Annotated in this window: 18 protein-coding genes; 4 read left to right on the top strand and 14 right to left on the bottom strand. The window is 72.2% G+C overall.

Annotated elements, in window-relative coordinates; all coding sequences use genetic code 11:
- Nucleotides 1–34: 34 nt before the first annotated feature.
- Complete coding sequence (locus OG245_RS24565) at nt 35–916, bottom strand: prepilin peptidase (protein WP_371625608.1); 882 nt, start codon at nt 914–916, stop codon at nt 35–37.
- A 104-nt stretch (nt 917–1,020) separates the two neighbouring features.
- Here OG245_RS24565 and OG245_RS24560 point away from each other — a divergent pair, with 104 nt between their 5' ends.
- Nucleotides 1,021–1,452 carry a DUF192 domain-containing protein gene (locus OG245_RS24560; protein WP_371625607.1) on the top strand — a complete coding sequence of 144 codons (432 nt, stop codon included), beginning with the start codon at nt 1,021–1,023 and terminating at the stop codon, nt 1,450–1,452.
- Between the two features lie 99 nt (nt 1,453–1,551).
- Here the strand turns inward: OG245_RS24560 and OG245_RS24555 are convergent, their stop codons facing one another.
- Together OG245_RS24555 and OG245_RS24550 are read right to left on the bottom strand one after the other, a co-directional pair.
- Entirely contained in the window at nt 1,552–2,751 is a 1,200-nt protein-coding gene (locus tag OG245_RS24555; protein ID WP_371625606.1) for a hypothetical protein, read from the bottom strand.
- A 174-nt stretch (nt 2,752–2,925) separates the two neighbouring features.
- On the bottom strand, nt 2,926–3,519 hold the full coding sequence (locus tag OG245_RS24550; protein WP_371627983.1) for a hypothetical protein: 594 nt from the start codon (nt 3,517–3,519) through the stop codon (nt 2,926–2,928).
- 269 nt (nt 3,520–3,788) lie between these two features.
- Between OG245_RS24550 and OG245_RS24545 the strand changes: the two genes are divergently transcribed.
- Nucleotides 3,789–5,810 (top strand): hypothetical protein, encoded by a 2,022-nt coding sequence (locus tag OG245_RS24545; RefSeq protein WP_371625605.1) that lies wholly within the window; start codon nt 3,789–3,791, stop codon nt 5,808–5,810.
- Nucleotides 5,811–5,902: 92 nt separating this feature from the next.
- A complete protein-coding gene (locus tag OG245_RS24540; protein WP_371627982.1) occupies nt 5,903–6,487 on the top strand; it encodes a hypothetical protein in 585 nt (194 codons plus the stop codon).
- 72 nt (nt 6,488–6,559) lie between these two features.
- Here the strand turns inward: OG245_RS24540 and OG245_RS24535 are convergent, their stop codons facing one another.
- Nucleotides 6,560–8,059, bottom strand: coding sequence for an MFS transporter (locus tag OG245_RS24535; RefSeq protein WP_371625604.1), 1,500 nt, complete (start codon nt 8,057–8,059; stop codon nt 6,560–6,562).
- A gap of 161 nt (nt 8,060–8,220) precedes the next feature.
- Between OG245_RS24535 and OG245_RS24530 the strand changes: the two genes are divergently transcribed.
- On the top strand, nt 8,221–9,039 hold the full coding sequence (locus OG245_RS24530; RefSeq protein WP_371625603.1) for a helix-turn-helix domain-containing protein: 819 nt from the start codon (nt 8,221–8,223) through the stop codon (nt 9,037–9,039).
- A gap of 112 nt (nt 9,040–9,151) precedes the next feature.
- Here OG245_RS24530 and OG245_RS24525 read toward each other — a convergent pair whose 3' ends face one another.
- The 10 genes from OG245_RS24525 to OG245_RS24480 form a co-directional block, all read right to left on the bottom strand.
- The gene (locus tag OG245_RS24525) at nt 9,152–10,702 is read right to left on the bottom strand and encodes a hypothetical protein (protein WP_371627981.1); all 1,551 of its coding nucleotides are present in this window, start codon (nt 10,700–10,702) and stop codon (nt 9,152–9,154) included.
- A 309-nt stretch (nt 10,703–11,011) separates the two neighbouring features.
- Nucleotides 11,012–12,622, bottom strand: coding sequence for a DUF4157 domain-containing protein (locus tag OG245_RS24520; protein ID WP_371625602.1), 1,611 nt, complete (start codon nt 12,620–12,622; stop codon nt 11,012–11,014).
- Nucleotides 12,623–12,909: 287 nt separating this feature from the next.
- A complete protein-coding gene (locus tag OG245_RS24515) occupies nt 12,910–13,557 on the bottom strand; it encodes an OmpA family protein (protein WP_371625601.1) in 648 nt (215 codons plus the stop codon).
- 8 nt (nt 13,558–13,565) lie between these two features.
- Nucleotides 13,566–14,183 carry a hypothetical protein gene (locus OG245_RS24510; RefSeq protein WP_371625600.1) on the bottom strand — a complete coding sequence of 206 codons (618 nt, stop codon included), beginning with the start codon at nt 14,181–14,183 and terminating at the stop codon, nt 13,566–13,568.
- Between the two features lie 34 nt (nt 14,184–14,217).
- Nucleotides 14,218–14,835 carry a pilus assembly protein TadG-related protein gene (locus tag OG245_RS24505; RefSeq protein ID WP_371625599.1) on the bottom strand — a complete coding sequence of 206 codons (618 nt, stop codon included), beginning with the start codon at nt 14,833–14,835 and terminating at the stop codon, nt 14,218–14,220.
- Nucleotides 14,835–15,065 carry a hypothetical protein gene (locus OG245_RS24500; protein ID WP_359614897.1) on the bottom strand — a complete coding sequence of 77 codons (231 nt, stop codon included), beginning with the start codon at nt 15,063–15,065 and terminating at the stop codon, nt 14,835–14,837. Before OG245_RS24500 ends, OG245_RS24505 begins: the two co-directional genes overlap by 1 nt.
- Nucleotides 15,066–15,269: 204 nt before the next feature.
- The gene (locus OG245_RS24495; RefSeq protein ID WP_371625598.1) at nt 15,270–16,304 is read right to left on the bottom strand and encodes a response regulator; all 1,035 of its coding nucleotides are present in this window, start codon (nt 16,302–16,304) and stop codon (nt 15,270–15,272) included.
- 26 nt (nt 16,305–16,330) lie between these two features.
- Nucleotides 16,331–17,761: a sensor histidine kinase gene (locus tag OG245_RS24490; RefSeq protein WP_371625597.1), complete on the bottom strand. Its 1,431-nt coding sequence runs from the start codon at nt 17,759–17,761 to the stop codon at nt 16,331–16,333.
- Between the two features lie 149 nt (nt 17,762–17,910).
- Nucleotides 17,911–18,798: a DUF5936 domain-containing protein gene (locus tag OG245_RS24485; protein WP_371625596.1), complete on the bottom strand. Its 888-nt coding sequence runs from the start codon at nt 18,796–18,798 to the stop codon at nt 17,911–17,913.
- A 54-nt stretch (nt 18,799–18,852) separates the two neighbouring features.
- A complete protein-coding gene (locus OG245_RS24480; RefSeq protein WP_371625595.1) occupies nt 18,853–19,797 on the bottom strand; it encodes a type II secretion system F family protein in 945 nt (314 codons plus the stop codon).
- Between the last annotated feature and the right edge of the window lie 8 nt (nt 19,798–19,805).

The raw sequence follows: 19,805 nt of genomic DNA, 5'->3' as shown, positions 1-19,805 counted from the left end.
CACGGTCGGGCGGATTCCGCGCGCGGGGTCGTCGTCACCCGGCCAGGGCGCCGAGCAGCAGGCCGGTCAGCGCCCCGCCGATCATGAACGGCCCGAACGGGATGCCGGTCCTGCGCCCCGCCCGGCGCAGGACCACCAGACCGAGCCCGTATGCCGCCCCGAACAGGAATCCGGCGAACCCGCCCACGAACAGCACGGTCCAGCCGTACCAGCCGAGCGCCACGCCCAGGGCGAGGGCGAGCTTCACGTCGCCGAAGCCCATGCCGTTCGGGTTGATCAGGAAGAGCAGGAAGTAGAAGCCGCCGAGGGCCAGGCCGCCCAGCAGGCCGGAGGTCCAGGATCCGGCGTGCCCGGGAAGCAGCGCGGCCCCGCCGAGCAGCAGGACGGCCGCGGCCGCCAGGGGCAGGGTCAGCGGGTCGGGCAGCCGGTGCACCCGCCGGTCGACGACGGCGAGGAGCACGGCGACGGGGGTCAGCGCCAGCCACCCGATCAGCTCGGGCCTGGCCCCGGTGGCGGCGGCGAGCACGACGCAGGCGACCACGGTGACGAGGGGCGCGAGGACGCCGGGGGCGTAGGCGGACGGACCGGGGGCCGGAGTCGCAGGAGCTGCCGGAGTTCCGGTGTCGTGGCCCGCGTCGGCGGTGGAGGTGGTGGAGGAGGTGTCGGTCGTGGTGGCGGTGTCGGCGGTGGTGGTGCCGGTCCCGGGCACGGCCGGTGGTCCCGGGGCGGTGGCGCAGGGCGCGCACCGGGCCGGGCCGAGCCAGCCGCGGGCCGGGCCGGTGAGCGGATGCCCCGCGGGGCACGTCGTGCGCCAGGGCTCCTCGGGCTCGACGGCGAACCGGTAGGCGGCACGCGGGATCAGGAGTCCGGTGACGGCACCCCAGACCGCGGCGAGGGCGAGCAGCACGACGTCCACGGGACGACCCTAATGGGCGTCGGGAACAAGGGTCTTGGGCCCGGGGACCCAAGCGCGGCCGTATCCGACCCGGGCGGGTCCGCCGGGGGCTACGGTCGGTGCCCATGAGGACATGGCGCGATGGCGACGGGACGCTCACGGTCGGCACGGACTCCGGGGCCCGGGAGGTGCCGCTGCGGATAGCGGCCTCGTACCGGGCCCGTACCAAGGGGCTGCTGGGGCGGGACGGGATCGAGGGGGCGATGATGCTCACCCCGTGCGGGAGCGTGCACACCTTCCGGATGCGGTTCCCCATCGATGTGGCGTACCTGGACCGGAAGTTCACGGTCCTGGCCGTCCGCACGATGAAGCCCGGCCGGCTCGGCCTGCCCCGGCTGCGCGCCCGGCACGTGGTGGAGGCGGAGGCCGGGGCGATGGAGCGGTGGGGGGTGCGGCCGGGCGTGCGGGTGGAGTTGAGGACGACGGGCCCCGCCTCCGGGACGCCGGGTGCGTCCGGCGCCCCCGAGGCGTCGGGGACGTCAGGTTCCGGAGCCTGAGAACGCGGCACGACGCCCGGGAACCCGGCGCGACGCTGCCGGGGCTCCCGGGCCGCGGCGTTCGGGGCCTCCGGGGTCGCGGCGTCCGGGCGGGCTGGGCTACGGCGGGCCCGAGCCCAGCAGGGTCCAGGCCCCGTAGGCGGCGGACGCGCAGGCCAGGACGGCGAGGGCGGCGGCCGTACGCCCGGTCGTGCGCAGCCGCAGCAGGGCGACGGCTGGCGGGAGCAGCAGCGGGAACGCGGGCATCATCAGGCGCGGCCGGGAGCCGAAGTAGCCGGCGCCGATCAGTGAGATGACGACGATCGTGAGGGCGTAGACGAGCACGGGGAGCGGCTGCCGCTGCCGTACGCACAGCACCACCAGCCACCCCAGCAGCCCGAGCGCCGCGCACAGGCCGAGGGCCGCGGGCCAGGGCAGCCCGGCGATGAAGGCGGCGAGCGCGCGGCCGCCGTCGATGTTGTTGCCCCACTGCGCCTGGACGTCGAAGTAGGCGAACGGGCTGCCCTCGCGGACGGCCACGAACACCACGTACGCCAGCCAGCCCAGCGGTGCGAGCGCCACGCCGGCGATCGTCCGGGCGTTGCGGCGCAGCACCGGCCCGGCGCGGCGCTCGTCGCGGTACTCCCGCACGAGGGTGACGGCCGCCGTGATCGCGAGCGCGGCGATGAGCGCCGCCGCCGTGGGCCTGGTGAGCCCCGCCAGGACGCAGAGCGCGCCCGCCACGATCCAGCGGCCCCGGAGAACGGCGTACAGCGCCCAGGCGGCGAGCGCGGTGAACAGGGTCTCGGTGTACGCCATCGACTGGACGAACGCCGTCGGGTACACCCCCCACAGCGCGGCCAGCACCACGCCCGTGCGCCGTCCGCGCAGGTGGGCGCCGATGGCGTAGATGCCCCAGGCGGCGAGCAGCCCGGCCGTCCAGGCGACCAGGAGTCCGGCGTCGCCGAGGGTGAGCGGGGTCACCTCGGAGAGGGAGCGTTCCAGGGCCGGGAGCAGGGGGAAGAACGCCAGGTCGGAGTGGACCGAGCCGTCCGGGAGGGTGACGGTGTAGCGGTAGCCGTTCTCGGCGATGCGCTGGTACCAGACGGAGTCCCAGCGTCCGCTGAGCGGCCCCAGCGGGTCCTTCCCGGCGGCGGACGCGGCTGCCCAGAAGGCCAGGAGCCCCAGGGCCCGGACGCCGGCGTAGACCGCGAGCGCGGGCGCGGCGGCCCGGAACGCGGCGGCGGCCCGGGACCCGGCGGTGCGGGGGCCCGGGGCCGGGCCGGCGGGCGGCCGGGTGCGGAGCTGGTGATCGGGCATACGGCCGATTATGACGTCGGCTGCGGCCCTCGATCCGCACCGGGGCCGGGGCGCGGGGACTGCCCGGGGACCGCCGGAGGGGTGCACGGGGACGGTCCAGGGACTGCCTGGAGACGGTCCAGCGGCTGCCCGGGGACGGTCCAGCGGCTGCCGGCGGGTTCGCGGCTGCCCGGCTCAGACGCCGAGCACCTCGTTCCCGTACACCTTCCACGGCGACATCTCCACCCCGTCCATGACGGCCAGCTGCGGGTGGCGGGCGGCCGTCTCGTCCCGTACGGCGACGGTGTCCGGCCAGGAGTGGAGGTGCGCGTCGCCCTCGATGACGACGCCGTCCCAGTCGGTGGCCGCCGTCGCGCCGCTCCGGTCGACGACGAAGCCGATGCAGAGCACGGAGGCCCGTCCGACGGTCCGCCGGATGGCGCTCACCGCGTGTTCCCGCTCCGGCTCGGGCAGCTCCCCCACGGAGAACTCCACGGCGACGACGCCGGCCCGGGCCTGCCGGATACGCACCAGGAGGTCGAGGCCCCCGTCGGTCCACAACCGGAATCCGACCTCGCGGAGCCGCTGGAGGCCGGCGATGGACAGCAACTGATCGCGGGTGACGGGCGAACGGGCGCCCAGGGAGGCGGTGTCGAGACTGACGAGCACCGTGCGGCCGGTCACCGGGTGCGCCGGGCGGAGCCCTTCGGCCTCCAGGTCGCCCAGCAGGGTCCGGGCGTCCAGGCGGGTCCAGCCCAGGTGGTACGAGTAGAAGAATCCGGCATCCATCGACGCCCCCACCCCCGTCGTGTTCGTCGCGGCGTCGTGGTCGGCGACCACCGGCACATCCGAGCGTACTGAGCCGCGGCCGGGGCGGCGTGGGCCCACGGGCCCACGGGCGGCCCCAAGCGGAACGGCAGCCGCGCCTCGACGCAACACGACTGCCTTAAACGGCACTTGGGCCCGCAATGGGGGCCGTGGGCCCGGGCCGGGGAAGCTTTTCGGCCGTACGCTCTCGGCCGTCGGGCAGGACGCGCGGGGTCGAGGAGAGGTGCACCGTGAACGGTGGCGGGGGCCGGGGAGACCGGAACACGGGCCGGACAGCGCCGGGGCACCACGGCATCGCGGGGTCCGGTGCCTCACGCCACGCCCAACAGGGCGGCCGGTTCTTCGCGTTGACCCGCAGCTGGGTGACGGGCGCCCTCGTCTATCTCGCCGCCGGGTTCGTCACGAGCCGGGTCCTGGTCGACCTGCTGGGCACCGAGGCCCGGCTGGAGACCTTCGGGTGGCGGCTGGCCCTGCTCCATCTCCCCGCTCTCACCGTGACGCTCCTGACCGTCCTGGCCTCCGCCCGGATCCTCCCCGACGAGTACCGCGCGTCCTCCCGCACCCTGTATCTGCTCGCCGCCCTCGCCGTGCCCCTGGCCGGTCTCCTGTACGGCTTCGCCGTCGCCGGCGACGTCGTCGGTATCGAGGGCGTCCTCATGCCCGGCGTCTCGCTGGCGGCGGGCGCGGCGTCCGGGGTGGCCGTCGACCGGCTCCTGGAGGAGCGCGCCACCCGGACCCCGGAGCCGCCCCGGTACGCGTACGACTGGCGGGACGGCGGCGCGACCGCGACGGAGTACCTGGGGCTCGTCGTCCTCGTCACCCTGCTGATCGGCGCGATGGCGATGGCCGGGGTCGGCGGGAAGATCGGGGAGCGCCTGCGGTGCGCGATCAGTTCGCTGGCGGGTGGCGGCGGCTCGTGCCCGGCCGACGGCCAGGACCCCGAGGCGAAGCCGGGGACGGACGCCGACTACGAGCCGAAGATGTGCCAGATCTCCAGCATCTCGGACACGGCGGGCGGCAAGGTGAAGATCGGCTGGTTCGAGTGGGGCGAGGAGTACGGCTTCCAGCAGAAGGTCTCGCAGGCGAGCACCGACGTGAACGGCGACGGCACGGTCGACGGGAAGGACACGGTCGTCTCGATGACGTTCACCGACGCCGCGTCCGCCGGGGCCACCGCCGGCACCCCGGGCGTCAAGCTCGGGAGCCTCGGCAAGGCGGACGTCGACATCGGCGGCGGCATCAAGATCACCAACGGTGACACCTGGATCTTCGCGAGCGAGGAGGAGGCGCGGAAGATGCGGGACGACATCGAGGAGATGAAGATGTGGGAGACCTCCACCAAGCACAGCGGCGGCTACGGCGGCGGCTGGTACTCCGCGATGAAGTGGGCGGAGAAGAAGGAGGACATCGAGCGGAAGATCGGCGACAGGAAGATCTCCTACTCGACCGTCGGGCTCAACGCCTACGCGGACGGCGGCCTCTCCGTGAAGGGCGGCGACGAGGGCGAACTCGGCGCGAAGCTGGGCGGCAGGGCGAAGTTCTCGCCCGAGGTCACGATCACCAGGGACGACGTGAACGGCAACGAGTCGTACACGTACACCGCCAAGCTCGAACTGGAGGGCAGGGCCGGCGGAAACGCGGGCCCGGTCAAGGGGACCGTCGGCGGCAAGCAGAACCGCACGGGCGCCATCACCGTCACCCGCGACCAGAGGACCGGGAAGATCGTCCGCATCGACATGACGCAGACGGTGGAGAGCGGTTCGGCCTCCGGCAAGGTCGAGGTCGGCGGCGACAACGGCGAGAGCGGCCAGGACAAGCGCGGCGGCAAGGGAAGCGCGTCGGACTCCTCGGGCGACACCGGCATCGACGTGGTGACGAACTCGATCGTCTTCGGCAAGGACGCCGACGCGGACACGGAGGCCGATCGGGGTATCGCCGAACAGTGGCTGGACGGTTCCGGGAACAACACCGCCCCGTTCGCGTACCTCTTCGGCGACCACGGCATGGAGAACCGCCCGGAGGGCAACGACCCCTTCCAGCGGCTGATGTTCGAGGATGGTCTGTCCAGCTCGATGCGGTACACCGGCGAGAGCGACGCCCAGGAGTTCGGCTTCGAGATCTCGCTGGGCATGAGCCTCGGCTTCTCCCTCTCCACGGAGGCGAAGAAGGAGACCCTGGCGGACGCGCGGTTCCTCGGGGCCCCGCAGGGCGACGCGCGCACGTATCTTCCGTACAGCTACTGCGCGAACTGAGGGAGGCGGGACGAACGATGGGTGTCAGGAAGCGCACGACGCGCACGGCTCGGCTGCGGACGACGCACACGGTCCGGCGGCGGACGAAGCGCATGGCCCGGCGGGTGACGGCCGGCACGGCGGCCGTCGCGGGACTGGCCCTCCTGCTCACCGGATGCGGCGACGGCCAGGACACGGCCTCCGTGCCCGAGGGCTGGGGCACGCTGGAGACCGGCAGCCTGCGCGTCGGCTACCCGAAGAGCGAGGGGTACGCGGAACAGCCCGCGGCCGAGCGGGCGAAGAGCAACGCCGCCGTGGCGCTCCAGGAGAGGGACGGCATCCGGACCGGCATGGTCTCGGTCCAGCTGGACTTCGCCACCGGGGTGAGCGACGCGGCCGGGGCGGCAGCGGCGGCGGGCGCCGGCATCGGCATGAACTCCACCCGCCGGGCGACGGAGGATGTGCGCCTCGCGGGCCCGGACGACGCACGCGAGGCCCGCGAAGCCCGCCGGATCGACTACGACTTCACGGCGGACGGCCAGGACGGCACCCCGACCGTGGGGACGCCGATGACCGGGGTCCTGGTCGCGGGCGTGGACGCGAAGGGCGTTCCGTTCGTGGTGCGCCTGAACGCGGTGAAGGACGCGGTCGACGGGGAGGACCTGGACGCGTTCGTGGGGTCGATCACCGTCAAGTAGTCGATCACCGACACGTAGGGGCGGGCCCCTGCCGGCAGGGAGACCGGCAGGGGCACAGGCGGGAAGCGGCGGCTAGGTGCGATGTGTGTGGTCGGCCGGAGCTTCTGCGGTTCCTGCGGTTCCTACGGTTTCTGCGGCGTCGAGCGCGTGCTCCGCGCGGTGCTTCTTCCCGAGCAGGGCGCCGATGAGGACAGCGCCGAGGGCGAGGAGGACCGCGGCGACGGTGAGCGCGAAGGAGAAGCCTTCCGTCGCGGCGCGCAGGGGCCCCTCCCGCGCGGCCAGGGCGTCGCTGCGGCGCGAAGCCAGAGCGACCAGCACCGCCACCCCCACGGCGCCGCCGACCTGCTGAACGGAGCTCAGGACGGCCGAGCCGAGTCCGGCGTCCTCCTCGGTGGTGCCCGTGAGCGCGGCGACGGTCAGGGCCGGCAGAGCCAGCCCGCACCCGAGGCTCGTGACGAGCATGCCGGGCAGCACTCCGGAGACGTAGCCGTCGCTCGGCGCCACACCGGACAGCAGCAGCAGTCCGGCGGCGCTGATCAGGAAGGACAGGACGAGGGCCGGGCGCACGCCGAGCCTGGCCACCGCTCGGGAGGAGAGCCACATGCCCGCGAGGATGCCCGCACCATAGGGCAGGTAGGCGACGCCGGCGGTGAGCGGGCGGTAGCCCAGCACCGTCTGCAGGTGCACCATCAGCAGGAAGGCCATCGCGTACATGGCGGCGGAGAACAGCAGTGTCGTCCCGTTGGCGACGGCACGGATCCGGAAGGACAGGAACGACAACGGCACCAGCGGCTCGGCGGTCCGTGCCTCGACCGCGACGAAGGCGACGGCCAGAAGCACGGCCAGCACCAGGGACCCGGCAGCGGTCGTGTCGCCCCAGCCCGACTCCCCCGTCCGGAGCAGTCCGTAGACCAGGGCCACCAGAGCACCGGTGCCGAGCACCGCGCCGGGTACGTCGAGGCGCACCGCGCGTCCGGCCCGGCTCTCGGGCACCAGGCGCGGGAGCAGCACCACGGCCGCCACGACCACCGGCAGGTTGATCAGGAAGATCCAGCGCCAGGACGCCAGACCGGTCAGCGCGCCGGAGATCACCAGGCCCATCGTGCCGCCGAGACCCGCGATGCCGCCCCAGATGCCGAACGCCTTGGCGCGCTCCTCGGTACCGGGGAACAGCAGCGCGATCAGTGCCAGCGCGGCCGGGCTTGCCATGGCCGCGCCCGCGCCCTGGACGAACCGTCCGGCCACGAGCTGCCAGGGCTCCTGCGCGAGCCCGCAGACCAGGCTCGCCGCACCGAACAGCGCCACACCGGTCAGGAAGACGCGCCTGCGGCCCAGCAGGTCGGCCATGCGGCCGAACAGCAGCAACAGCCCGCCGAAGGCGAGGAAGTAGGCGTTGACGACCCAGGCCAGGCCCGCGGTGCCGAAGCCGAGATCCTCCCTCATGCTGGGGAGCGCCACGCTCACCACGTTGTCGTCCAGGACGAGCATGAACTGTACGAAGCACAGCACCACCAGGGCCGGCCTCCGGCGCCCAAGGGCGTGGACGGCGGCGGTGGTTGGTTCCGACGTCATGCTGAGCGCCCTGTCCTCGGCAACGGCCCCTGTGAACTGCGGCAGCGCCCGTGGCGCGGTGGGTGATCGATCGGCATGCCAATGACGCTATGCACCGGCCGCGCCGACCGCGATGCGCTACCAGGCCACGTCGTATCGCGATGAGGCCATAGGCTGCACCCATGACCGAGGACGCGATGGGAGCCGTCCCGCCCGGGGTGGGCGCGATCGTCGTCGGGAGCTTCCCGTTGGCGCACGGGGAGTGGTTCATTCCGCACAGCCACCCGCAGCACCACCAGTTGGTCTGGGCGCGGCGCGGTGTGCTCGGCGTCGCCGTCGACGACTCCTCCTGGGTCCTGCCACCCACACGGGCGCTGTGGGTGCCCGCGGGGGTGGTCCACCGGACCGGTGCGACCCGCGAGGCGGTGCTGTGCAGCCTCTACTTCGAACCGGACCGATGCGACCTGGACTGGGCGGACCCCACGCCGGTCGGCGTCGACGGACTGCTGGCCCGCCTCATCGTCCACCTCAGCCGCACCGACCTCGACGACGGCCCGCGGTTACGGGCCGAGGCGGTCGTCCCGGATCTGCTGCACCCCTTGCCGGCCACCCCCATCGACGTCCCGCACCCCACCGACGACCGCGTACGCGCCGTGGCCGACGCACTGCTCGCCGACCCGGCGGACTCACGGAGTCTTGAGGCGCACGCACGGGCCATCGGGGTGAGCCGACGCACCCTGACCCGGCTGTTCGTCCACGACACCGGCATGCACTTCGACCGCTGGCGCACCCAGGTGCGGTTGCGTGCCGCGCTTCCTCTGCTCGCCGAGGGCCAGCCCGTATCGCGGGTCGCGCACACCGTGGGATACGCGACACCGAGCGCCTTCCTCGCGGCGTTCCGGCGAACCGTCGGCACGTCGCCGGGACGCTACCTCAAGGGCGACGCCTCGTTCGAGGCATCGGTGACTGGCGCCGCCGCCGACCGACGGGCTGACGCCTGACGGCTGACCGCTGACCGCTGACCGCTGACCGCTGACCGCTGACCGCTGACCGCTGACCGAGGTAACTCCGGTCTCCCTGCTGGGTGTTCGTACGACCTGGCCGCTTCCGCTCTCAGACCAGCGGGCAGCTGAGAGGGAGGACACGTTCGGACAGCCGGCCGGTGAGGGCGGTGTCGGTGACGGCCGCGTCCGTCAGCCAGTCCGCCACGGTCAGCCGGTCCACCAGCTCCCGCAGGTCGCCGGGGTCGATGGCGCACCAGGAGGCGAGGGCTTCCAGGTCGAGGCCCTCGCCCTCGGGCCCCAGGTGCCCGTCGGCCGTGACGCCGGTGGCCAGGGCCAGGGCGAGCAGGCGGGCGTCGGCCCCGGTCTTGGCCTTGCGCAGCTTCTTCTCGCCGACGACTCGCTGGGCCCATCCGCTGAGCTTGGGTCGCATCTTCCTGCCGAAGGTGAACGGACCCGGTTCGCTCTCGTCGGGTGTCAGGGACGGCACGCTGATGCGGGTGGGGTTCTCCGGACGGGAGGCGATCAGTTCGTCGACGGTCCCGGCCATTTCCAGCCAGCCGCACTCCACCAGTTGCCCCACCAGGTGCTCGGCATCCGGCAGGGGCAGCCCCTTGAGGTCCTGCCCGACGAGGTTGCCGACGCCGGCCTGCGCGGTGCGCAGCGTCAGCATGACCACCAGCAGGCGGGCCTCCGGCCCCGGCAGGGGCGAATGGCCGGCCACGTGGGCGAGGACGGCCCGTGCGTGGTCCCACTGGGCGGGCGCGGTCAGCAGCCGTGCCACAGCGGGCTCTTCGCCTTCCGGAGCCTCACCGATGCGGTTCAGATGCTGGAGACGGGCGGTGGCGGCGGCCTGTTCGGCCCGCTGGGCGTCGAGGCGCAGTCCGGTGTCGGCGGTCACTTCGGCCCAGGCGCTGAAGGCCTTCGCCTTACGGGTGTGCAGCTCGGCGAGCACCGCGAGGTCGGGTTCGGCGCGCTGCTGGTAGGCGCGGAAGAGTTCGCCGAGTTCGGCGAGTTCGTCCCGCAGCGTGACGGGCCGCAGGTCGTGCGGGACGAAACGCTGCGCGATCCTTCCCCGCCGGGCACGCTTCCGCGCCGGCCTCGCGGCCCGGGGCGCCGGCACCTCGGGCGGGGCTGTGGTCCCGGAAGCGCTGTGCGAGAAGTGGGGCCCGACGGCCGACACGGTCGGGGCGGGGGCCGCCGGGGCGCGGAAACCGTCGGCCGGAGCCGCCCTGTCGGGGGCCGGGGCGGTGGCGACGACCTTCGCGGTGGGGTGGCCGGCCGCGCAGCGCGAGCAGCACTCCATCACCTGCCACCAGCGCCCTTCCCGGTCCGTGACGACGGCCAGGACGATCGCGCCCCCGCACCTCCAGGGCACGGGGCGCTCACGGGGTCCGGCGGGGCGGATGTGGGTGTGGCATTCCGCGGCCCGGCAGGCGCAGTACGCCGAGGGGCGGGGGGCCGGGCCCGCGCGGAGGTGGGCCTTGAGATGCTCGACCGCCGCGGTCCGGCCGACGGCCGCGGAGGGCAGCACCTGTGCGGCGCAGGCCGGGCGGCTGCACGAGACGCGTACGTCCGCACGGCCGCGCCCGACGGGGTCGAGCCGCACCGTCCACGTGCGGCCCGTCACCCGTTCGTTCGTCGCGTGGGCCTCCACACCCATCACACCCTCCTCGACGCCAGTTCGTACGTGCACCTCGGCACCCCACCTGATGAATGTGTCCTCGGCGCGCGGCGCGTCATGGTCTCCTGCGCCGGGCTGTCCGGATTCCGGCCCACAACACCAACGACGGTCCGCCGTTCGGGTGACGGGCCCGGAGAGCATGTGGCCGGTTCTTTGCCCCGGCGGTCGCCCCCGGCCTCGCGGGCCGGAGCCCGGGCTGGTGAATCAGGCCGTGGTCGGCCAGGGCACCCATTCGTTTCTTTTCGTGCCCTTTCAGGTCTTTCCAGCATCCTTGTTCCCTTTGCCGGGTCACTCAAGGATGCCCAGGCCCTGGCCCATGAATCTGGTGAGATCCTCGCGGGTGATGTTGGGCCTTCCCAGAAGCTTCGTCAGTCCCCCGCTCAGCCCGAGCCTCCGCGTGAGGGTGATCGCCCGGTCGGGGACCCGGTCCGCCAGCACGCCGAGGTTGCCGGGGCCGGTGTCGGGGTTGAACGTTCCTCCCGCGGCCATCGGCAGGGGGACGGTGGCCGCGCCCCCGGTGATCCTGGGACTGCCGCCCGGGAGGGTCGGCTTCGGTTCCCGCTCCAGGGCCAGAACGTTGAAGATGTGTTCGGGATTCCACCTGGTGGGCTCGGCCAGGAAGGCGAACACGAACTCGTCGAGGTCCCGGACACTGGGCTGTGCTCCGGTCGGCGCCGCTTCCGTGTTGGAGCTGTAGAGAAGGGCCTGGGTGACGGCGTTGGCGGTGTTCTTCCGCAGCCCGTCCTCGCCGCCCGCGTAGGTGTGCATGCCGCCGTCCGGCGGGAAGACGTAGTAGTGGTTCGTTCCCTGGCGCCCCACGCTGTAGGTCCGGCCGAGGATGGTGAAGTCCCGGCGCTGCTCGGCCTGCTCGGAGCCGGTGGATGTGATGCCCACGGCGGCGAACCGGGCCTGCTCGCTGCGCAGGATTCTCAGCTTGTCCGTGAAGCTGTAGCTGTTCTGTCCGCCGACGGCGGGTGCTCCCGCTTCCTGTGCCGGCGCCTCCCCTTCCTGTTCCGGCGTGTCGATGTGACGGCTCAGATGGCGGTACAGGTCTTCGACCACCGACTGCATCGCCACCCAGAGCAGCGCGTCGGCGGCCGTCCCCTGGGAGAACGTGTAGTTGATGCCCGATTCGACCATGGACGTCAGCAGGGGGCGGAGCCAGGTTCCCTCAGCGAAGTTGATGGTGTTGAACCCGGCTGCCTCGGCTGCCTGGAGAAGGCCGGCGACGTCGTTGTACTGCTGGCCCCCGGCCGTCACCGTACGCTGCACCGGAGCAGCCGCGGCCTGCGCCCCGGATGCGGGGCGCGGGGTAGCCCCGCTGCCCGGAGCGTGTGCCGCGGTCGACGGCGCCGGGCGACCGAGCGCGCGGGTGGCGTTGGCTTCGGCTTCCCGTTCGAAGCGGTCGGACGGGTCGGAGACGCTCAGACCCGCCCCGTTGTCGGTCCCGGCGACGGGGCCCCGGCGCTGCTGGATGACGTGGGTGAGTTCGTGGGCGAGGGTGTGCTTGTCACCTCCGCCGTCACCGATGACGACGTGGTTGCCCGAGGTGTAGGCACGGGCACCCACCTCGGCGGCCGAGGCCTTGGCGGCGCTGTCGTTGTGGATGCGGACATCGGAGAAGTCCGCACCGAGCCGGGCTTCCATGTCGGAGCGGGTGGCGTCGTCCATCGGCCGACCGGCGGCGCGCAGGACATCCGGGACGGCGGAGCGCTGCACGGTGCCCTGTTCGGTCTGCTGGTGGCAGGCGTCCCGCAGCATCTGGACGACGGCCGCGTTCCCGACCGTGGTCTGCATGGTGTGGAGCCCGGCGAGGGGCGGTCCCGCGGCTGCAGGCGGGCGGGCCGGGGCCGGCCTGTGCTCGGCGCCGGTCTTCTCGGCACCGTCCTGGCTACGCATGGGAACCTCTTTCCTGCTGAGCGTGTGACTCCTCCTGGATATACGGGGAGCGGCTCCGGATCCAGGTACTGAGGGGCACAGTTGAGTGACCGGACGGGTGCCTGGAACCGGCGGCGCGGCCCTCCGCCGCGGACATGGCCCTCCTCAACCCCGAGCCGCGTCTCGCCCGGTGCACACACGCCCGCACCCGCCATCAGTGGGAGAGCGATGGCGGGTGCGGGTGCGGGTGCGGGTGCGCTGACCCGTGAGTCCCGTGAGCGCGTCACGTGGACCTGGAGAGGGAGCGGTCAGGACCCCTCTCCGCGCGGGAAGGAGACCTCCACGCGACGGTTCTTCTTGCGGCCCTCTTCGTTGCTGTTGCTGGCGATCGGGTACTGCTCGCCATAGCCCCGGATCTCGTACGTGATCGTCGCGCCGAGCTCCTTCGACAGGACCCCGTGCACGGCGTCGGCACGCTGCTTGGACAGCACGTCGCCGTGGGCCGAGGAGCCGAGGTTGTCGGTGAAGCCGAAAACGCGGACCTTGGTCGCGTTCTGCTTCTCGATCTCGTCGGCGATCGCGGCGATGCGGGCGTTGGCGGCCGAGCTGAGCTTCGCGCTGTCCTTGCCGAAGAGGACCTCTGCCTGGAGCGCGAACTTGATGTCGGCGTTGCTGTCCTCGCGGCGTTCCTCGCCGCCGAGGTCCTCCACCACCTGGACGATGTCGAGGACCCGGCCGGGGGCGAGGGTGCCGCCCTCCGGCATCTTCAGGTCCGGGTCGTTCGGGTCGACGGGAACGGGCGGCTCCGACGTCGCCTCCGTACCGGGCGGGACGCTCGGCCCGTCGTCGGCGTACGAGGGTGAGGCTCCGAGCAGCGTGGTACCGGCGATGAGCACGGCGACCGCGACGGCCTGGCCCACGTGGCGGGGTGCCCGGGGGCGCTTGGTGGTCTTCATGGCCGCACTCACCCAGAAATCTTCAGCGAGGTGGTGGCGAACGTCGGGAGAGTGAAGTCGACCTCGGTCGTGCCCTGCGGCGGGGCGGGGAACTGCATGAAGACCGGCGCGGACTTACCCGGGGCGAGGGAGGAGATCGCCGTGGTGCAGAGGCAGCGGGAGTCCGTGTCCCGGAGGACGTAGTAGCGCTTCTTTCCCACCTTGTCCACGAGCGTCGCGCCGGCGACCGAGTTGGGGTTCTTGTTCACGATGTTCACCTCGGACCCGGACCACGCCGTGGTGATCCGCGCCTGGTCCCCCTCATTGGTGACTTCGCCCTGAACGGTGAGGAACCCGCCCGAGTCACGCTTGACCTCGTTGATCACCAGCACAAGCCCGCCCATGCCCCGTGCCTCCGCGAGCTTCACGTCCGGATCCAGGTTCTCCCCCGCAGCCGTGTCCTCCTGCTGCGTCTCGCCCTTGTCCTCCGCGGAGGGGCTGGCCGGGGCGGACGGCGCGCTGGAACCCTCGTTGCCGGGCTCCTCGCCTCCGTCGTCGCCACAGCCGGCGAGCGCGAGGGCCAGAGCAGCCGTCACCGAGACAGCCGCCATCGCCCTTCTGGTCGTCGTGGTCCGCCGCATACTCATGGTCCGATTCCTCTACTCGTCGTTCGCTTCGCTGTCACTGGTCAACCAGCCGCACGTCAAAGAGAGTTCTGCTCACGCTCTCCCACAGACCGGGCCGCCCGATCTCGGACGTCGCGATCGTGATGACATCGCCGCTCAGGCACGTGAAGATGAACGCCTCCGGGGAGCCGTCACTGTTGGCGTCGACGACCGTCGGATTGGGGCAGCGGAACTCGATGAGTGCGGTGGCCTTGGCCTTGGCCTTCTTGCTCTGTGAACCTGGGATCACCGGCGAGTCCACCGCTTCGTGCCCCTCGACCTCGACCGTGATCGTGTCGCGCAGGTATCCGGAGGTCGGATAGCAGAGCTCACTCCTCGCGTCGTTGGCCTCGGCAAGCCTCTGCGCCTCGGCGCAGGGCGGGGCGAAGGGCGCGATGAGGAAGGCGTCCAGCACGTTGCCGGGCAGCGAGCCGAGGAATCCGGGCCCGAAGTCGGCGCGTGCCTTCTGCGCGGCGGCCAGCACAGCGGCGTCCGCCGCGCCCTGGGAATCATTGCGCAAGGCAGAGGCCTTGCCGACAGCGAAGAAGGCCAACGCAAGGAAGAGCAGGCCCGCCACCATCATGATGTAGATGGGGAAGGCCTGCCCTGCGTCGCCGCGTGGACGTGTACGCATCAGCCAGAGGTGATGGCGGTCACCAGTCCGTCGATGCGCTGCGAGATGTTCCCGCCGATCCCGGCGGCCGCGATCGCACCGATGATCGCCACGACCACCAGAATGATGCCCAGGTACTCGAACGCCGTCTGTCCCCGGTCCTTCGCCGCGTAGCGCTTCTGGATGCTGCTGACGGCGGTGTTGGCCCAGCCGTTGACGCGGACGGCGGTCTTCAGGGTGATGTTCGACATGGTGTTCCCCTCCGGGTTCGGCCGACCGGTTGCCGGCCGACGCACACGTTCCTGTTGTGCCGCCCTCGGTACCGGCTTCCTCCCGGCCGGTGCCGTTGGCGACGTGAGAAACATAAGGGAGAACCGCTGCTGCCCCAGAGGGCCCGTGGGCCCATTCCCGGGCCCAAAAGGCGTCCCCGGTATCTTTGTTGCGCGATCGCTCGGTCATGGCTGCCGCCCGGGGTTCCGGGGCGCGGTGCCGAGCCAGTGGGCGATCGCCTCGCTGCGGCTGGCGCTGTGAAGCTTCGTGAAGATGCGGTTGATGTGGTTCTTGACCGTCTTCTCACTGATGAAGCAGGTGGCGGCGATCTGCTGATTACTCATTCCGGACGCAATCAGGTCCATGACCTCCACCTCCCGCGAACTCAGCTTGTACTGCTGCCTGTTGGGGCCAGAATCCGACACCCCGGACAGAGATGACTGTCCCACAGAAGGTTGCAGTTGCGAAAGACTTTCCGAAGTTTCGTGGGGGCGTGGCGGAGCGTGCACGGGTACGGGCGCTGCCGTCAGCGCCGATCCGAGCCCTTCGGGCAGCGGGCCGCGGGGCGGAGCCGACCCCCGGCGCATGTGGGCCAGCAGGGCGTCGGCCGCTGTGGCCGTGAAGTTCGCGCGGCCGTCCTTCGTGTCGCGTACCGCCCGGACCAGTTGGTCCGCCGTGAACTCGCCGTGCACCAGGTAGCCGCCCGCGCCCAGGCGCAGCGCCTCGTGGACGATCTCGCTCTCGCGGCTGTACGTCAGCATCAGCACGGGCGCGATGCCGACCAGGTGGGGCAGGGCCGAGATGCCGTCCACGCCGGGCATCCGGACGTCGAGCAGGACCACGTCGGGGCGGTGCTGGATCGTCTTCTCGTAGGCCTCGCGGCCGTCCGCCGCCTCCGCCACGACCTGGATGTCGGCCCGGCCCGAGAGCAGGACGCCCAGGCCCGCCCGGACCACCGGGTTGTCGTCCGCGACCACCACCCGGAGCCGGGCGGATTCGGGAGCCGCGGGGGCCGGTGGGAAGGGGGACGCGGTGGGCCCTCCCAACGCGGGGGCCGAAGTCGGCGCGGCCGGGTGCTGGATCGCAGTGTGCTGGTGTCCGGGCCGGCCGGCGGGACCGGGGGCCTGGGCGAGCGGGATGTGCGACGACGTGTGCTGGGGGGCGTGGTGGTGAGCCGGCGCCCCGTTGCGGTTCGGCGCGGGGGAGACATCGTCCGGCATGCTGCGACCTCCTCTCAGGGTCGGGGTCATGGGTGGGGGGTCGTGACGTTCTCGGGTGCGAGCGCCGGCGAGAGCGGTGATGAGAGCGGCGGTGAGGCCTGCGGCGCGAACGGTGACGCGGCGGTGGGCGGGGAGGGCGACGGGGTGCGCTCCCCTGCTCCCGGGCTCGTCAGCGCCGCCAGGGGCAGCTCCACACGCACCTCCGTGCCCTTCTTCGCGTTTCCCCGGCCGATCCGGATGCGGGCCCCGATGGAGGCGGCCCGCTCGACCATGCCGACGAGTCCGAAGTGGCCGGCCCGGCGGAGGGTGTCGAGCGTTGTTCCGGCGGGCAGGCCGCGCCCGTCGTCGTACACGCTGATGCGGAGCATGTCGCCCTGCACGCCCGCGAGGACGATCAGGTACGAGGGACCGGCGTGGCGGTGGGCGTTCTCCAGGGCCTCGGAGGCGACGGTGAGGAGCTGCCGGGCGACCGCCTGCGGCACGGGCGGTACCGGTGTCCCCTCGGCGAGACGGCGGAAGGTGGCCGCGACCGGGTGGCGGTCGGTGAAGTCCGCGGCGTGGGCGGCGAGTTCCGCGAGCAGGTCGACGCCGCCCTCCAGGCCCTGTTCCCGCCGCAGGTCGGTGAGCAGTTCCCGGGATTCGGCGGCGGCCCGGCGGGCGGCGCGGGCGACCAGCTCCGCCTGGAGTTTCACGGTGGGCGGGTCCATGCGGTCGGCGGAGCCCGCCAGTCCGTCGGCGGCCAGCGCCAGGCCGTGCAGGGTCTTGGCGACCGAGTCGTGCATCTCCCGTGCCAGGCGGGTGCGCTCGCCCTCCACCGCCTCGTTCACCGCCAGCCGCGCCCGGGTCTCGGCGAGCGCCTGGGTGGCCGTCCCGAAGCGCAGGAGGAGGTTGCGCAGGGTGACCCCGACCGCTCCGGCGATCACGCAGAATCCGGGCAGGAGCAGGGCCGGCGCCCCGCCCGGTTCGAGCTTCGGGACGCTCGCGTACACGCCGAAGACGATGACCACCTGGAGCGCCGCGAAGACCGCGGCGCCGCGCCAGCCCTGGATCAGGCCCGCCAGCAGCGGGGTACAGACGGTGACGTACGCGAGGGTGGACTCGGGGGTCGCCGTGATCAGCAGCAGCCCTCCGAAGAACACGTCGACGGCCAGGAGCCAGGGGTGGCGCAGGAGCACCGGGCCGAAGCGCTCCCAGTCCCGGAACAGCAGGTACGAGCCCATGAAGGTGACCAGGATCGCCGAGCCGATGAGCCACGTGGGCAGGCCGGGAGCGGTGCGGTCGATGGCGTACGGGGTCGCTATCGCGATCATCGCCAGGCGGAAGCCGAAGACTTGGCGGCACATCGCCTGGAGGGCGTTGACCTGGATGGCGAACGCCGGGCGGGCCGGGGTGCCGGTGTGGGCGCGGGTCAGTTCAGCCGCCAGTCCGGGCTGGGCTCCGCTGAGTTGGAATGCCATGTGCCTGTCACCTCCGTCTCGTTCCCCGTAACGCGCGTGGTCCGTAACGCTTGTGCTCCGTAACGCTCGTGCTGCGTCTGGCCGGCCGATCGCTTCAGCAGGCGTTCCGGAACGTAGGAGTTCCGTCCCCATCCGGCCCGCCGTTCATGTCATCCGCCCGTCAGGGACGTGAGGTCGACGTCGGCTCCGTACACGAATCCGACGGTGAGGAGGAGCAGAGTGCCCGGGAGGAGGAACGTGGTCACCGCGAACGTGGCCTTCGGGACCGCCCTCGCCGCCTTGCGGCGGGCGTTCTGGGCGTCGGTGCGGCGCATGTCGTTGGCGATCTGGATGAGCGTCTCGACGATCGGCGCGCCCAGTTCCTCGCCCTGCTGGAGCGTCGTGACGAACATGGCGACCTGTTCGGAGTCGTTGCGTCTGCGTAGTTCCTCGAAGGCCTGGCGTCGGCTGACGCCCATGTCCATCTGCCGGAGCGTGATGCGCAGTTCGTCCGACCAGGGGCCCTCGTACTTCTCCGCGACCCGGTCCAGCGCCTGCCGGAAGCCGAGTCCGGCCGAGACGACGACGGCCAAGACGTCCAGGAAGTCGGGCAGGGTCCGCTCGATGTGTTCGCGGCGCACCCGGATCGCCGACCAGATTCCGGCCTCCACCCAGAACAGGCCGAAGGCGACCATCAGGAGGGCCAGGAACAGCTGGCCGCGCAGGAGCATCGAGAACGCGCCGAGGACGCCCAGCGCGCCGTAGACCGCGCGGCGGGCCGCGTAGCGGTCGATGGTGAGGCCGCCGGGGTTGCCCGCCAGGTCGATCTGGCGGCGCTTCTTGTTGACGGCCTTGGGGCCCATCATCCGCAGCACCATGGGGGCCCAGCGGATGCCGAGGCGGTCGATGCCGGAGCCGACCGCGCTGGTGCGGGAGGCCCCGGACTCCAGGGCGATGGCCAGGTCGCTGGGGAGTTTGGCGTCGGCCCGGTACATCCGGATGCCGTGGATGGCCCCGTAGACGGCGAGGCCGACGGCCAGGGCTAGCAGCAGGTCCATGTCCGTCCTCTTTCTTCCTGGTTCCTGGTCTCGGACACCGGCTGGTTCCTGGTCTCAGACATCGATGCGGGAGAAGCGGCGGATGACGACGAAGCCGATGGCGTAGAGGACGATGGACACGACCACCGCCACCTGGCCGAAGAACGCCCCGGTCATACGGTCCAGCGCGCCGGGCATGACCGCGTTCATCAGCAGCATCGCGCCGATGCCGAAGAGGGGTACCGCGTAGGCGGTCACGGTGACCTGCGAGAGCTGGGTCTTGACCTCGCGGCGGGTCTCCTTGCGCTCCTCCAGGGTCTCGGTGAGGTTGCGCAGCGAGCTGACGACCGTACCGCCGGCCCGGTTGGACAGGACCAGCGTGGTCACCAGGACGACGAGTTCGCGGGACGGCAGGCGGTCGGTCAGCTCGCTGAGCGCGTCCTCCAGCGGCTCGCCGACGGCCAGCCGCCTGGCGACCCGGGCCAGTTCCTCGCCGGCCGGGTCCTCCAGTTCCTCGGCCGCCATCGACAGTGAGGTGCGCAGGGCCAGGCCCGCCTGGGTGGCGTTGGCGAGGATCCGGGAGAGCTCGGGGAGCTGGTTGATGAAGCGCTCGGTGCGCTTGACCCGCTGCCAGTTGAGGAACGCGTTGGTGCCCCAGAGGCCGATCAGTGCGGCGACCGGGCCGAAGAACGCGGCGAGCATGGAGGAGGCGATCATCCAGAGCCCCGCCATCGCGACGAGCGCGTAGACGACGAACTCGCCGGGTGTGATGTCCAGGCCGGTCGCCGCGAGCTTCAGCTCCAGTTTCCGGCCGAGCGCGGTGGCGCGCAGTCTGCGGTCGAACCCCTTGAAGCGGCGGGGGCGGCCCGTCTCCGGGATCTGCCCGACGTGGGAGAGCCGGTCGACGAGGGCGTCGCGGTCGGCCTTGCCGCCGGAGTAGGCGTGCAGGCCGATCACGCCGAGCACGCAGGCCAGCAGCGTGACACCGATGGTGACCAGGGGGAGGTTGACGTTGTCCATGGCTCGGT

It is taken from the genome of Streptomyces sp. NBC_01116, from assembly GCF_041435495.1.
Taxonomy (GTDB): Bacteria; Actinomycetota; Actinomycetes; order Streptomycetales; family Streptomycetaceae; genus Streptomyces.
The sequence above is the reverse complement of the archived record's forward strand: the minus strand, read 5'-3'. Positions and strand labels throughout refer to the sequence as shown.